Source organism: Pseudolactococcus chungangensis CAU 28 = DSM 22330 (assembly GCF_002441885.1).
In the GTDB taxonomy this organism is placed as follows: Bacteria; Bacillota; Bacilli; order Lactobacillales; family Streptococcaceae; genus Pseudolactococcus; species Pseudolactococcus chungangensis.
Genome location: NZ_JXJT01000036.1, coordinates 1 through 11,175 on the forward strand (window position 1 = coordinate 1; position 11,175 = coordinate 11,175).

General features: G+C 39.9%; 12 protein-coding genes. 9 read left to right on the forward strand and 3 right to left on the reverse strand.

Going from position 1 to position 11,175, the window contains the following annotated elements; translation table 11 throughout:
* A partial coding sequence (locus RR45_RS10160; protein WP_179295339.1) for an InlB B-repeat-containing protein occupies positions 1–1,765 on the forward strand: 1,765 nt, incomplete at its 5' end.
* Positions 1,766–1,950: 185 nt separating this feature from the next.
* Here RR45_RS10160 and RR45_RS10165 read toward each other — a convergent pair.
* Positions 1,951–3,330: an MATE family efflux transporter gene (locus tag RR45_RS10165; RefSeq protein ID WP_031366936.1), complete on the reverse strand. Its 1,380-nt coding sequence runs from the start codon at positions 3,328–3,330 to the stop codon at positions 1,951–1,953.
* 198 nt (positions 3,331–3,528) lie between these two features.
* Entirely contained in the window at positions 3,529–3,726 is a 198-nt protein-coding gene (locus tag RR45_RS10170; protein ID WP_003138831.1) for a cold-shock protein, read from the reverse strand.
* A gap of 132 nt (positions 3,727–3,858) precedes the next feature.
* Here RR45_RS10170 and RR45_RS10175 point away from each other — a divergent pair, with 132 nt between their 5' ends.
* The 8 genes from RR45_RS10175 to RR45_RS10205 all read left to right on the forward strand — a co-directional run bounded on the left by RR45_RS10175 (position 3,859) and on the right by RR45_RS10205 (position 9,980).
* On the forward strand, positions 3,859–4,374 hold the full coding sequence (locus RR45_RS10175; protein WP_031366937.1) for a 5-formyltetrahydrofolate cyclo-ligase: 516 nt from the start codon (positions 3,859–3,861) through the stop codon (positions 4,372–4,374).
* Between the two features lie 8 nt (positions 4,375–4,382).
* A complete protein-coding gene (locus RR45_RS10180; RefSeq protein ID WP_031366938.1) occupies positions 4,383–5,066 on the forward strand; it encodes a rhomboid family intramembrane serine protease in 684 nt (227 codons plus the stop codon).
* A gap of 553 nt (positions 5,067–5,619) precedes the next feature.
* Entirely contained in the window at positions 5,620–5,934 is a 315-nt protein-coding gene (locus RR45_RS10185; protein ID WP_031366939.1) for a PTS sugar transporter subunit IIA, read from the forward strand.
* Between the two features lie 103 nt (positions 5,935–6,037).
* Entirely contained in the window at positions 6,038–7,483 is a 1,446-nt protein-coding gene (locus RR45_RS10190; RefSeq protein ID WP_031366940.1) for a PTS sugar transporter subunit IIC, read from the forward strand.
* Positions 7,484–7,594: 111 nt separating this feature from the next.
* The gene (locus RR45_RS10195; RefSeq protein ID WP_031366941.1) at positions 7,595–7,804 is read left to right on the forward strand and encodes a hypothetical protein; all 210 of its coding nucleotides are present in this window, start codon (positions 7,595–7,597) and stop codon (positions 7,802–7,804) included.
* Complete coding sequence (locus tag RR45_RS11300; RefSeq protein WP_167362609.1) at positions 7,801–7,977, forward strand: hypothetical protein; 177 nt, start codon at positions 7,801–7,803, stop codon at positions 7,975–7,977. Before RR45_RS10195 ends, RR45_RS11300 begins: the two co-directional genes overlap by 4 nt.
* Positions 7,977–8,408, forward strand: coding sequence for a DUF3284 domain-containing protein (locus tag RR45_RS10200; protein WP_031366942.1), 432 nt, complete (start codon positions 7,977–7,979; stop codon positions 8,406–8,408). The genes RR45_RS11300 and RR45_RS10200 overlap by 1 nt, the downstream gene beginning before the upstream one ends.
* A 114-nt stretch (positions 8,409–8,522) precedes the next feature.
* On the forward strand, positions 8,523–9,980 hold the full coding sequence (locus tag RR45_RS10205; RefSeq protein WP_031366943.1) for a glycoside hydrolase family 1 protein: 1,458 nt from the start codon (positions 8,523–8,525) through the stop codon (positions 9,978–9,980).
* A gap of 114 nt (positions 9,981–10,094) precedes the next feature.
* Here the strand turns inward: RR45_RS10205 and RR45_RS10210 are convergent, their stop codons facing one another.
* On the reverse strand, positions 10,095–10,778 hold the full coding sequence (locus RR45_RS10210; RefSeq protein WP_031366944.1) for a DUF4190 domain-containing protein: 684 nt from the start codon (positions 10,776–10,778) through the stop codon (positions 10,095–10,097).
* Between the last annotated feature and the right edge of the window lie 397 nt (positions 10,779–11,175).

The following is an 11,175-nucleotide window of genomic DNA, read 5'->3' on the forward strand; positions in this document are numbered from 1 at the left end:
AGTCTTGCTTATCGTAGGACTGGGCAGTGCCGCAACTGTCAATGCGGCAGAAAAGACCTATCATCACCGTGATGAAGTACGCAATCATGCGGTTGAGCTGGCTGGTGCAACCCATGTGTTCCACTTAGCCGCTGAGGGAGACTTTGAGGGCGACACCGAGGACCAAGGCGACCAAGGCGACAAGGGTGACACTGGCGACAAAGGTGACCAAGGCGACAAAGGTGAGACCGGCGACAAGGGTGAAACTGGTGATAAAGGTGAACCAGGTGAGCCAGGTGTCTCTAACAACTTCACGATTACTTACTATATCAATGATAAAGAAGTCACAGATTTAGACCCAGATGGCTACATCGCTGGTGTTAAAACGACTTACTTACCAAGCCCAACATACGTGACTGAAATCTTCTCAGGTTGGTATGACAATAAAGAATGTACTGGTGATGTCATCACAAGTATCGCCAAAGCTGACCAAGGTGACAAAACCTTTTATGGTAAAACAACGCCTAAAACTTACACTGTGACATTTAACAGTAATGGTGGTTCAGATGTTGCGCCAGTAACAGATGTCGTGGCGGGTGTGCTAGTCACTGAACCAAGTGAACCAACTAAAACTGGCTATGAGTTTGAAGGTTGGTATGCGACATCAAACTTCTCAGATACAGCTTGGAATTTTACAACAGATACTATGCCTGCTAAGGACATCACGCTTTATGCCAAATGGGAAGAGGAAGCTGTTGCTAAGGTCTATTTTAAAGACTTTGCTGGTAGTCAAGAAATCATGCCAGCTCATAAAATCACAGCAAGCCATCCTGACTTAGCTATTCCTGCAGCACCTGATAAAGCCAACGAATATTTCCTAGGCTGGGCAGAAAGTGCAAGTGCAGCTAAAACAGCAACGCTTTATGTACCAGAAAACGATTACACTGATATCCGTCTAGCGCTCAATGCGCCAGACCAAAAATATCTAGGTTATAAAGTAAAATCTGTTCATGAAATCAATAATATCCAGACAGATAAAACGCTTTATGCCGTTTACTATAAGCAATTAGGTGCGACTAATAGCCTTGCAGATGATTTTATCTGGTCAGATGCGATTTATCGTGTTATCAATATATCAGCAAATTCAACTAAAGAGCGTTTGGTGATTAAAGTCAATGCTTTAACAGATAAAGAAGTAATGGGCTCTGGTGATGATTCAGTAGCTTTGGTCAAATTTAGGACAGATAGGACGACATTCTTTGATGACAAAGGTAAAAATGGTTACGAAGGCAGCACGTTAGAAGCAGTGATTGATAAATATTATCAAGATAACATTGTTTCAAAATCAGAACAAGAGAGTGTGCTAGGTGTGAATCTAAATAATCCTGATTTTGATGCCTTTCAGAAATCAATTCCTGAGCTTGTAGGTGTAGGTTATAATAACTGGTATTATGGAGATTGGTACAAAGTTAGTGCCTTTCCACTTACAGTTACTAGGGATAATAAGGAACGTAAAGCTTTTGCTTTAAGCTATGATGATCTGAATACTTATTCTGATAGTATATTAACTGAAAATACTGGAGTGATCAATTCTTTGAGGTCTATTGGTGCTAATGAAGGGAATTTTTGGTTACGTTCAGTAGGAAATATGAATGGTTATGCTTCTCGTATTACTTCAAGCGGACATATGAATGATTTTGGTGGAAATATTGGCAATACTGTTTTTAATCCAGGTATTCCAGATGTTTATCCTGTTCGACCGGCTCTATATCTTACGGTTAATTAAATCTGACTAAGGATGAGTGTCGACTTCTTATCCAATTCAAAAGCAAGTCACATCAATTCGTGACTTGCTTTTTTGCACGAGTTATAACAAAAAATTAAAGTTCATAAATAAAAATTTTGATGAGACAGACTAAAGCCCACCCCAATTTTACAATCTGGGTGGGCTTTATAACTATCAATAATATATCAAATAATCTCCAGAGTCTCATCTAAATCATCAGTATCAAGTGTTTGATCACTACGCTGACGCAAATCCTTGGTAATCTTAAAGTAGCTAGGCACAAGGATAATCACACTGCCAATCCAAGCGGCAGGACTTGAAAAGAGCACGCCAATCAAGCCGATGGTGACGAGGCTCAGTACGGAAACTCCAGCCCGCATGACAAGTTCTGCCATGCCTGCAAGCGTCGGCACTAAACTGTTGCCATAGCCTTGAATGAAAGCTCTCACAACAAAGAGAATGGCTAAGATCCAATAAAAGAGACCATTGACCAAGTAATACTCGAAAGCGAGGTGGATGATTTTAGTTTCGCTGTGGCTGATGAATAAACCGGAGAAGAACTGGTTAAAGGTGATGAGGATAGCAGCAAAGACGATGCCCCAGATAACGTCGATGATCACGGCGTGTTTGAGACCGATGAGCATGCGCTTGTACTGGCGCGCGCCGAAGTTTTGTGCGGTAAAGGTTGTCACGGCAAGCCCAAGGCTTATCATGGGCAACATGGCAAGCTGATCAATTTGCCGACCAATGGCTTGCATGGCGACCACATCGGTCCCCATTTTATTGAGAACGATTTGTAAGGTCAAGCTACCGATGGCGATGATGCTAGATTGAAAGCCCATGGGATAACCAAGTGCGGCGTGCTTGCTGATTGCTTTCTTGTCGAGCTTGAAGTGCTGTTTGTGCAGGTGCAGCACGGGCACTTTGAGCTTGATGTAGATGACGAGATAGAGCACGGAGAAGGCTTGTGCGATAATCGTCGCAATCCCAGCGCCAAAGACGCCAGCATGGAGCCCGAGAATAAAGACAAACTCTAAAATAACATTTAGAATTGTCGAGATAATCAGAGCGATTAAGGGGGTCCGAGAGTCGCCAATCGCTCGCAGGACATTGGAGAGGTAGTTAAATAGGACGGTAAAGACCATGCCACCAAAGATGGCTTTTAGGAAATCATGGGCGTCCTTGATTAACTCTGGTGGTGTCTGCATGAGTTCAAGCAAGGGTTGCGCCAGAGTAAAGGCGATGACGGTTAGGACGAGTGACGTGATCAGGGTGAGAAAAAGCCCGATAGCAAAGGAGTGCTTGACGCCCTCATCATCATTTGCCCCGAAACGCTGGGAGATGATAATGGAGAAACCACTGGTGATGCCAATCGCAAACCCCATAATCAAAAAATTTAGCGCACTTGTCGCGCCAACAGCGGCAAAGGCATCCTTGCCAAGGGTATGCCCAACGATAATGGCATCAATAAAGTTATAAAAAAGTTGGAATAAATTACCTAAAAGTAGTGGCAAAGTAAAGAGCAAGATAACTTTGATAGGTTTTCCTTTAGTTAAATCAATCATGATAAGCTTTGTAACGCGGGCGCCTCTGTCATAGTTGACAGACGCGGTGTCGTGTTTTCCTCTCTATAAAGGGGGATTGGTTGGTATATCTGAGTAAAAATCGATTTATGAAATCGTTTTCTATAGATAATCTATATAGATTATAACACAAAAAGACGATTTCGCAAGAAATCGTCTCATGTTATCAGCAACTAATAATTATTTAGTTACGTTTACAGCTTGCAAACCGCGAGCGCCATCTTCAACGTCGTAGTTTACTGCTTGACCTTCTTCAAGTGTTTTGAAACCGTCAGTTTGGATCGCTGAGAAATGTACGAAAACGTCTTTTCCGTCTTGACCAGTGATGAAACCGAAACCTTTTTCAGCGTTAAACCATTTAACTGTACCTTGTGCCATTTTGAATCTCCTTCGCCCCTTGGGGGCATTTTAATTTTGTGTAATTCTGAAACTGCTTAGAAAGGATGAAACAAAATGAACCAAACTTTTTAAATCGTATACAAACTACCTCTTTATGGTATCATAAAAGATATGAAAAAGAAAGCGGAAATACGTAAAAAAATGAAATTGGCCTTAAAAACGTTTGATTCTTCTGACAAAACCCAGCAAACTCAAGCGATCATGGCACAATTTTTAGCATCAGATATTTATCAGGAGGCGACGATCATCGCCCTTTTCATGCCTATGCCCTTCGAATTTGACATGACGCGATTGCTGTCAGATACAAGTAAGCGGATTGTCATTCCAAAAACTTTACCCCAAAGCAAGATGATTTTCACGGATTACGATAAAGACACGCTCTTTCTAACCCCTTTTGGTGTTAGAGAATCCAAGTCTGATATCCCCGTCATTCCTGACCTAATCATCGTACCAGGACTGGCATGGACAGAAGACGGTTACCGTGTCGGCTATGGAGGTGGCTATTATGACCGCTATTTAGCAGATTTCACAGGCGAGACCGCCAGTTTTGTTTACGACTTTCAGATTATTTCTACTATAGAAAGAAACAAATTCGATATCCCAGTCAGACACATTTTTAAGGTATAATGAAACGTATGAATAATTTTAAAAAAGAATTTAGCCGCTACCCGGCAACTTATAGTTTAGCTATCATCACCCTTGGCGTCTGGCTATCTCAATTTTTAGCCAATGGCGTACAAGCCACTGAACCGATGAACCTCTTTCATTTTGGTGCTTTGTTTGGACCAGACCTCATTGAACATCCGACCCATCTTTGGCGACTTGTCACACCTATTTTTGTTCACATTGGTTGGGAACATTTCCTGCTCAACTTTTTTTCACTGATTTTTATCGGCAGACAAATTGAAGATGTTTTCGGCAGTCGACGATTCTTAGCCATTTATCTCTTATCAGGTATCTTTGGGAATATTTTAGCCTTTTTTGCGCAGCCCTATATCTTGTTAGCAGGGGCTTCAACGTCCCTCTTTGGGATCTTTGGCGCCATGGCTATGCTAGGTTATCTCACTAAAAACCCATCGTTTCAGGCAGTTGGCAAACAATTTGCCATACTTATTATTGCCAATCTCGTGATTAATTTATTTCAACCAGCAGTCGGCATTTTCGGGCACATTGGTGGCGCACTTGGTGGTGTTCTGTTGGCTGCGCCTTTTGCACCGAAAATCTTGCAGTCTAAGATTTCAGAGATTCAGAAGGCGACATTTTTCATCATCTACCTTGTATCAGCGATGTTGATGATCGTACTTACAATTATGGGATAGCTTAGGCATTAGTCAACCAGAAAAGACAGAAAATGATGCAAACATAGAGTTGTGTCATTTTTTTTTGACTGATAGCTTAAACTACCTTTTAAGTTTACTTTGTGAATAATCTAATTAATAGTTTAGATAGTAAAACGCTTGCAAAAATGAAAATTAAATGATATTATATTGGTATAGACCATTTGAAACGGTTACGTTTGTTGGTTGAGATACAATTTTATTTTAGTCGTTAAACAACAGCTTACAATTAAGAGATTTAATTGATTGTTCTGCTATTAAATATCAACTAAAACTATATTATATTGTGTCAAAAAAATTATTGGATGTTGGTCTTGGTAGATATCAGTATGCATTTAAGGCTTATATATAGTTTGATTAGGGCGTTTTTTAACTACCTAAATAACTATATATTTTTAATTGAGTAAACGCTTGCATTTTATTATATGACATGGTAATATAATGGAGTAGGTGATTTGTATGCGATTTCAAAATCATGGCAAGTTATCCACGTATTTATTTTATTGTAAAAATGCTAATCGAAGAGAGGAGAAAAATGGACGACGCACAAATGGCAGTCATTATGCCCTTAATTATGTATGGTGGTGAAGCGAAATCTTCAGCAGTCGAAGCGATTCGTGCAGCTAAAGCAGGTGACTTTGAAAAAGCTGACGAACGTATAGAAGCAGCTAGCAAAGCAATCGTAGAAGCACATCATGGGCAAACGGAGTTGTTGACTAAGGCTGCAAATGGTGAAGATGTACCGGTATCAATCTACATGGTACACGCTCAAGACCATTTGATGACAGGTATCGCATTCGTTGACCTTGCAAAAGAAATCATCGAATTATACAAAGTTATTAAAGGTTAAAAACAGTAGTGCCAATATGTCACGATTGTTTTGATTTAGGAATTTGATTAAGTTTAAGTTTGAATAGGGCTGAACTTTAATTGGAAAAAGGAAGGAAACTTTTATGAATGCATTACAACAGTGGATGGAGAAACACCTCGTCCCAGTAGCAGCCAAAATTGGCTCGCAAAAACATTTAGTGGCACTTCGTGATTCGTTTGTTGGTATGTTGCCAGCGACGATGGTAGGGGCTATGGCAACATTGGTATCAGTTATGATTGGTACCGTACCAAGTGCCGTACAACAACTTGTTCAACGTAGCGCATCTGATGGCTCTTGGACACTTTCTGATAAACCAGTTTTTGAACAACTTGCTGGCATCTCAAGCCTTGTAAGCCAAGGTACATTGACAATCATCGGTCTTATTTTCGCCTTTTCATGGGGTTACAACCTCTCAAAAGCGTACAAAGTCAATGAACTTGCAGGTGGTATCGTAGGGGTTGCAGCTCTGGTTTCAGGTCTGCCAAACATCATCGGTATCGCAACTGCTGGTCTCTCAGAAAAAGCAATGGAAACTGTTAACAACAACATTGCTGCACAAGGTATTGCAACTTGGAAAATGGGTCTCTCTGTAGGTCAATTGGATGCGGGTGCTTACTTTACTGTTATCATCATGGGTGCGCTTGCCGTTATCCTTTATGCCAAATTAATGCTTGCTGATATCACAATCAAAATGCCTGATTCAGTGCCACCAGCAGTATCTAAAGCTTTCTTAGCCATTATCCCAACTATCGTTGCGGTTTATGTTGTGTCAATTATTTACTACTTCATTAAAGTATGGACTGGTAACGACTTGATCTACTTGATCAGTAAATATATTGCTGAGCCTTTCCAAGCTTTGTCACAATCTATCGTTTCAGTACTGATCGTTACTTTCTTCGTTTCGCTCTTCTGGTTCTTCGGTATCCACGGTACAAATGTTTTGGGCGCTGTTCTCGATGGTATCTGGGGTCCGCTCCAACTTGCAAACATGGACGTTTACAACAAAGTTGGTTTGCAAGGTGTTAAAGATCTCGTTGCCAAAGGTGCAACTGATAAAACTCACGCTATCGATGGTAACTTTGTAACACTTTGGGTACGTGGTTCATGGGATGCCTTTGCATGGTTCGGTGGTACTGCAGGTACAATCACTTTAATCATCGCTATTCTTTGGTTCTCTAAACGTGAAGACTACAAAACAGTTGCGAAACTTTCTGTCGCTCCTGGTATCTTCAATATCAATGAACCAGTTATGTTCGGTATGCCGTTGGTATTGAACTCGCTCTTCTTCATCCCACTTTTACTTGCACCAATGGTGTCAGTAACAATTGCCTACATTGCAACTGCATTACACTTGGTTTCACCAGTTGTCTTGCAAGTACCATGGGTAACACCGCCATTCATTAATGCGTTCATGGCAACAGGTTTCGACTGGCGTGCAATCATTGTAACTGCAGTTACATTTGCCGCATCATTTGCAATCTGGTTCCCATTTGTTATCGCAGCGAACTCAATGGAAGAAGAAGCTTAATTATAAGTCTCACTTTGTTGAGCTTATGCTCAAAAAAGACGGCGAGAGTCGTCTTTTTCCATTAAAAGATGATAAAATAAGTATAGACCAAGATAAAGAAAGAGGTAGAATATGCTTGTAGTAAATATGGCAATGAAACAAGACGACGTGATTGCAGTTTTGGAAGAAAATGGCTTCAGATTTGTAGAGAAAAAAGGCATCCGTCTCTTTTTCGAAGCAGATGGCGATTTAAACGAAAAAGCAGCAGAAGCTAAAGCCCTTATTAAAGCTCAACCGTGGGGAGCCGCTTTGTTCTTCAACGTTGAGGTGGTAAAATCATGATGCAAAAATGGGGATGGGCTTTTGTCAGCTTAGCATTACTGATTTTTATCACAACAGTGCAAGGCAAAGGTGCATTCGTGATTGTTAGTATCCTATTGTTTGTACTTGGCCTTGGTATGGTTATTGTGGGTAGTAAAAAAGATAAATCAGATCAAAACGGAGAATCTAAGTAATGGAAATTATCAGAACCTTGAAGGTGCCACGCCAGTTTATTTTTGATAAATTACTCGAATCTGGTCTATATGATATCGAAAAAAATACTGGAAAGCATCCTAAAGTCTCTAGTTTAACTGGCTTTGAATACAAGAAAAAATTCGGAGCTAAGCAAAATCAAGCAGGTAAAATTAAGATTGATGAAGTGACAGAACCGTCAGTCTATGCGTTCACAACGAAAACAATTAGAAATACGTTTACGACACGTTGGGAATTACATAAGATTGATGATACGACGACGGAAGTCGTCATTTCAGAAACTTTGGAATCACACGGTTTCTTCCAGAATCTGAATGATATAATGATGCAAATTGGCCTGGGATGGATTAAAAAACGTCAGATGAAAGCCATCTTAAATAATATTTTCCAAGCTTATAATGGCAAGTTATAACATATATAGTTTTTATCATATTTATTCTATAAAAACAACAAAAAGTCAGCTAACAGTTGACTTTTTGTTAAAATAACTATATACTTATGTACATAAAGAGTAAAGAGGTCGAACATGGAACATAAAAAATTAGCAGCTTTTCCAAGAGATTTTCTTTGGGGGAGCGCATCAGCAGCCTACCAAATTGAAGGCGCTTACGATGAAGATGGTAAAGGTCTATCAGTCTGGGATAACTTTGTTAGAATCCCTGGTAAAACCTTCAAAGGGACTAATGGTGATATTGCAGTCGACCATTACCACCGTTACCAAGAAGATGTGAAACTCATGGCTGAGATGGGCATGAAAGCCTATCGTTTCTCAATCGCTTGGACACGTATTTTTCCAAATGGGACAGGTGAAGTCAATGAAGCTGGTTTAAAATTCTACAGCGATTTAATTGATGATTTGTTAGCAAATGGGATTGAACCCTTGGTAACCATTTATCATTGGGATTTACCACAAACCCTTCAAGACGCCTATGGTGGCTGGGAATCACGTCAAATCATTCCAGATTTCGTGAATTATGCAGAGACTTTATTCAAAGCCTATGGCGATCGTGTCAAATATTGGGTTTCTCTAAATGAACAAAATATCTTCACGCACATGGGCTGGCAAATTGCCACACACCCACCTGGGAAAAGAGATCCAAAGCTATTCTATCAAGTCAACCACCATGCGAATTTGGCTAATGCGGCAGTCATTAACAAGTTTCATGAGATGGGCATTGAAGGTAAAATTGGACCATCATTTGCCTATACACCACAATATGCAATTGATGCTAATCCGCTTAATGTCTTAGCAGCTGAAAATGCTGAGGAAATGATGGCACATTTTTGGATGGATGTTTATGTTTATGGCGAGTATCCAATCGTTGCTTTGAATTATTTGAAAGAACTTGGGATAGCACCAACCTTTGAACCTGGGGATGCCGAATTACTCAAATCTGCCAAACCAGACTTCATGGGCTTGAACTTCTATCAAACCGCGACAAACGCTTGGAATCCAATCGACGGCGGCGTTGAAAATAAAGACAGCTATCAAATGAATACGACAGGTAAAAAAGGCACCTCTCAAGATTCAGGTATCCCTGGCTTACAAAAAACAGTGAAAAATCCATTTGTTGAAACAACAAACTGGGATTGGACGATTGACCCTGTTGGTTTGCGCATCGCATTACGCCGAATTGCCTCGCGTTACCGCTTACCAGTCCTCATTACCGAAAACGGTTTGGGTGAATATGACGAGCTTGAAGATGGTCATGTTCACGATGATTATCGGATTGATTTCTTGAAAAAACACGTTTTAGCCATTAAAGAAGCAATCTCTGATGGCGTTGATGTCATCGGCTATACGACTTGGAGCTATACAGACCTCTTGAGCTGGCTTAATGGTTACCAAAAACGCTACGGTTTCGTCTATGTTGACCAAGATGAAACGATGACAGGCTCGTTGAAACGCATCCCGAAAGACTCTTACTACTGGTACCAAGACGTTATTGCAAGCAATGGTGAAGATGAGACATTGTTGACCTAAAATACAAAGAGATTAGGACGAAAGTCCTCAGTTACCAAAAGGAAAAAGCAAACTAAGACAATCAAATGGATTGGGTTAGTTTGCTTTTCGTTTTCCCTGTTTCTTTTTTATAGTCTAGACACCGATAGGGTCAGTAGGTAAATTACTTGCAGGACTTTCGCGCATGAAAATTCTTGATGCAATCATCAGACGTTTTTCAACTTCAAGAACGCGTTGATAATCTTCGTCGGAAAAAATGTCTTCGTTATCATAAAAATAGGTTATAAAATCGTCCCAACGTTCTGATAGGTCAGCGATTTTGGTGTTGGTTGTGGTATCATCAGGATTTTTTTGAAAATCCTTTACCAAATTTTCATAGTCGTCAGCAAGTATCTGAAAGGCGGTTAAAAATTCTTCATTCGTCATATCATCAAACTGATGATTGGGGAAGTCATCTACCTTGGCTTTATAACTTGAGGCAGTCTTTGTCTCTGGAGCGACAGTACCGATTAAGTATAAGCTACCCAAGGTGATGGATAGACTGATTAAAATAGTTAAGCTCCCGAGAACAATACCAATGAGCGGAAAATCTTTACTGATATGGTCACGGTTAGCATTTACAAGACAGATAACACCAAAAATAATCGCCAAAATGCCAATCACAATCGATATGAGATTGATAAAGGGGATCCAACTGCCGATAATGGCGATAACGCCTAAGACTAAAGCAACAATAGACAGACCAGTAGCATGTGAGTTTGTGACTGTTAGCATCGCTTTATCTAGATTATTTTGCTGATTTAAAAATTTTTCAGACATTTTTTCCTTTTCAGATATGATGTTGTTGATTTGAGGAGCAGAAAATACAAAAGTTTTAATGCCTTATTAGCATCTTTTGGGGTGAAACAATTGTTGACATAGTGTTTAAGAACTGAGCTATTATTGAGACTATTATAACATATTTTACGTCTATTTTAACAATGTTTATAATACGTTTGGCGCTTTTACGATTCAATCTAAAATAATGCCATATTTTATGTATTTAAATGTCAAAAAAAGATAGAAAACGCTTTCTTTTTTGTGATAGATATGCTATAATAAGAGTGTAGAGATAGGGTATAAAAGTTTGACACAGGACAGGTAGCTGCCAGTAACATAAGTTGTGATGGCAAAATGTTCTTCTGTCTAAGAGCTAAGAGCTAAGAGCTAAGAGCTA

Coding starts and splice junctions, on each gene's coding strand:
- RR45_RS10165 (WP_031366936.1), bottom strand. CDS start 3,330: ATGATTGATTTAACTAAAGGAAAACCTATCAAAGTTATCTTGCTCTTT.
- RR45_RS10170 (WP_003138831.1), bottom strand. CDS start 3,726: ATGGCACAAGGTACAGTTAAATGGTTTAACGCTGAAAAAGGTTTCGGT.
- RR45_RS10175 (WP_031366937.1), top strand. CDS start 3,859: ATGAAAAAGAAAGCGGAAATACGTAAAAAAATGAAATTGGCCTTAAAA.
- RR45_RS10180 (WP_031366938.1), top strand. CDS start 4,383: ATGAATAATTTTAAAAAAGAATTTAGCCGCTACCCGGCAACTTATAGT.
- RR45_RS10185 (WP_031366939.1), top strand. CDS start 5,620: ATGGACGACGCACAAATGGCAGTCATTATGCCCTTAATTATGTATGGT.
- RR45_RS10190 (WP_031366940.1), top strand. CDS start 6,038: ATGAATGCATTACAACAGTGGATGGAGAAACACCTCGTCCCAGTAGCA.
- RR45_RS10195 (WP_031366941.1), top strand. CDS start 7,595: ATGCTTGTAGTAAATATGGCAATGAAACAAGACGACGTGATTGCAGTT.
- RR45_RS11300 (WP_167362609.1), top strand. CDS start 7,801: ATGATGCAAAAATGGGGATGGGCTTTTGTCAGCTTAGCATTACTGATT.
- RR45_RS10200 (WP_031366942.1), top strand. CDS start 7,977: ATGGAAATTATCAGAACCTTGAAGGTGCCACGCCAGTTTATTTTTGAT.
- RR45_RS10205 (WP_031366943.1), top strand. CDS start 8,523: ATGGAACATAAAAAATTAGCAGCTTTTCCAAGAGATTTTCTTTGGGGG.
- RR45_RS10210 (WP_031366944.1), bottom strand. CDS start 10,778: ATGTCTGAAAAATTTTTAAATCAGCAAAATAATCTAGATAAAGCGATG.